Origin of the sequence: Terrisporobacter muris, assembly GCF_024621905.1 — a bacterium.
Classification (GTDB): domain Bacteria; phylum Bacillota; class Clostridia; order Peptostreptococcales; family Peptostreptococcaceae; genus Terrisporobacter; species Terrisporobacter muris.
In genome coordinates this window covers 1-2,153 of the sequence record NZ_JANKBY010000471.1, presented here as the reverse complement: position 1 = coordinate 2,153, position 2,153 = coordinate 1, and the positions used below count along the sequence as shown (strand labels likewise).

Annotated in this window: 2 protein-coding genes; both read right to left on the bottom strand. The window is 28.2% G+C overall.

What is annotated here, in order from left to right:
- Nucleotides 1–93: 93 nt before the first annotated feature.
- Nucleotides 94–1,038: an alpha/beta hydrolase gene (locus NSA58_RS19320; protein WP_074429693.1), complete on the bottom strand. Its 945-nt coding sequence runs from the start codon at nt 1,036–1,038 to the stop codon at nt 94–96.
- 141 nt (nt 1,039–1,179) lie between these two features.
- Nucleotides 1,180–2,115, bottom strand: a complete 936-nt coding sequence (locus tag NSA58_RS19315; RefSeq protein WP_039679370.1) for an alpha/beta hydrolase — start codon at nt 2,113–2,115, stop codon at nt 1,180–1,182.
- Nucleotides 2,116–2,153 lie beyond the last annotated feature (38 nt).

The following is a 2,153-nucleotide window of genomic DNA, read 5'->3' as shown; positions in this document are numbered from 1 at the left end:
CAAACAATAAAAGAAACTGTTATATATTAATTTTAAATAATTAATGAAACAGTTCCCTTTTAATACTATGGAATTTTTATTTTATAAAAAATGTTAATTACTAATGTATTTGCCTAAAAAATCAGTTACTGTATTCCAGTAAAGATCTGGATTAACTAAGTCAGCTTTTCCATGACCAGCATTTTGTACAGTAAGTTTACTTTTTTCAGAGCTTGTAGCCTTATAAAGTTCATCCATCATATAGTATGGAACAAAGTCGTCCTTATCTCCGTGAATATAAAGTATAGGAGTTTTTGATTTTGCTACTTGCTCAATAGGAGAAGCATCTTTAAGTGAATATCCAGCTTTAACCATTGTCACCATATTAGAAAGATTCATTACAGGGAAAGCTGGTAAATTAAATAAAGCTTTTAGTTGGTAAGTAAATTCATTCCAAACTGAAGTATAACCACAATCTGCAATGATAGCTTTAACATTATTAGGTAAATTCTCTCCAGATGTTGATAAAACAGTAGCAGCACCCATAGATGTACCATGTAAAATTATTTCTGATCTAGGATTATCTTCAAGAATATTATTAATCCAGTCGATTATATCGAGCCTATCATCCCATCCCATTCCTATATAATCACCTTCACTTTTTCCATGTCCTCTTAAATCTGGAACTAGAATATTATATCCCATTTCATAAAAATGTTTAGCTTTAGAACTTACTAATTCACCTTCAGAAGTATAACCATGAACTACAATAGCCCATTTATTAGTTTTAGTTTCATTTTTAACTTCGTAGCCATGTAATTTCAAGTTATCAAAAGAGTTTATATATTTATCTGTATAATTTGAATTTTTTATTAACCAATTAACATCTTCTTCTACTTCTCCTTCAGTATCATCATCATCTCCAAATATCATATCTTTTGATGTAAATGGATTAATAGCTAAGTCATAAAAATAGTTCCCTATAAAAATTCCTGTACTAACAGTTATTAATAATAAAACTGTCGTTAAGCTTATTATGATTTTTTTCTTTTTAGTCATACTCAATCTCCTTGTATTTTAAACCTAGATAATATACTATCATAAAAATAAATATTTTGAAATACGAAATATATGCAAATAAAAACAAAAAGAATATTACTGAATTAAAATTTTCAGTAATATCCTTTTTTAAGCAATTTATCATTTAATATATTTTTTCAAATAGTCACTTATAGTTGACCAATACAAACGAGGCTGAGCTAAATCTGAGTTGCTATGTTCACCATTTTTTATAGTAACTTTCTTTTTGGGAGAGCTTGTAGCACTGTATAGTTCATTCATCATAGATATAGGAACAAATTTGTCATTATCACCGTGAAGATAAAGAATAGGTGTTTTTGATTTTTTTACTGAATCAATAGCAGATGCATTTTTTAAAGAATATCCGGCTCTTAATACAGTTACCAAATTGGTAAAATCAATTATTGGGAAAGAAGAACTATTAGAGTAACTTGTAATTTCATAATCAAAAATATCATATACAGAAGTGTAAGCGCAATCAGATATTATTGCTTTAACATTGTCAGGCAAATTCTCTCCAGAAGTCATTAAAACTGCGGCACCTCCCATAGATGTACCATAGAGTGCTATTTCAGCTTTGCTATCATCTTTTATTATTGAATTAATCCAAGCAATTATGTCTATTCTATCATCCCAACCCATACCTATATAATTTCCTTGACTTTTTCCATTGCCTCTTAAATCAGGGACTAAAACGTTATATCCCATTTTATAAAAACTAAGAGCTTTTCTACTAGTTAACTTTCCCTCTTCTCCATAACCATGAACTACAATAGCCCATTTTGATGTTTTTTTAGGTTGTTTAACAACATAGGAATGTAATTTTAAGTTGTCAAAGGAAGTTATGTATTTATCTTTGTAATTAGATTTTTTAATTAACCAGTGCTCATTATAAGAAGAACTTTCAAAGGTATAGTCAGCATAGATTGTGTTTTTAGAAGTATTGGCGCTTATTACCACATTATAAAGTAGATTACCCACAAAGGTACCAATACTAATACTTGCTATTAAGATTATGAATAAAATTGATAATAAGAATTTTTTGAGTTTTTTCATAATATATGGTCCCACCTTAAAATTATAAAATACAAAAA

What these genes read in the sequence shown, in the direction of transcription:
- NSA58_RS19320 (WP_074429693.1), bottom strand. Translation starts at nt 1,038, where the DNA reads ATGACTAAAAAGAAAAAAATCATAATAAGCTTAACGACAGTTTTATTA.
- NSA58_RS19315 (WP_039679370.1), bottom strand. Translation starts at nt 2,115, where the DNA reads ATGAAAAAACTCAAAAAATTCTTATTATCAATTTTATTCATAATCTTA.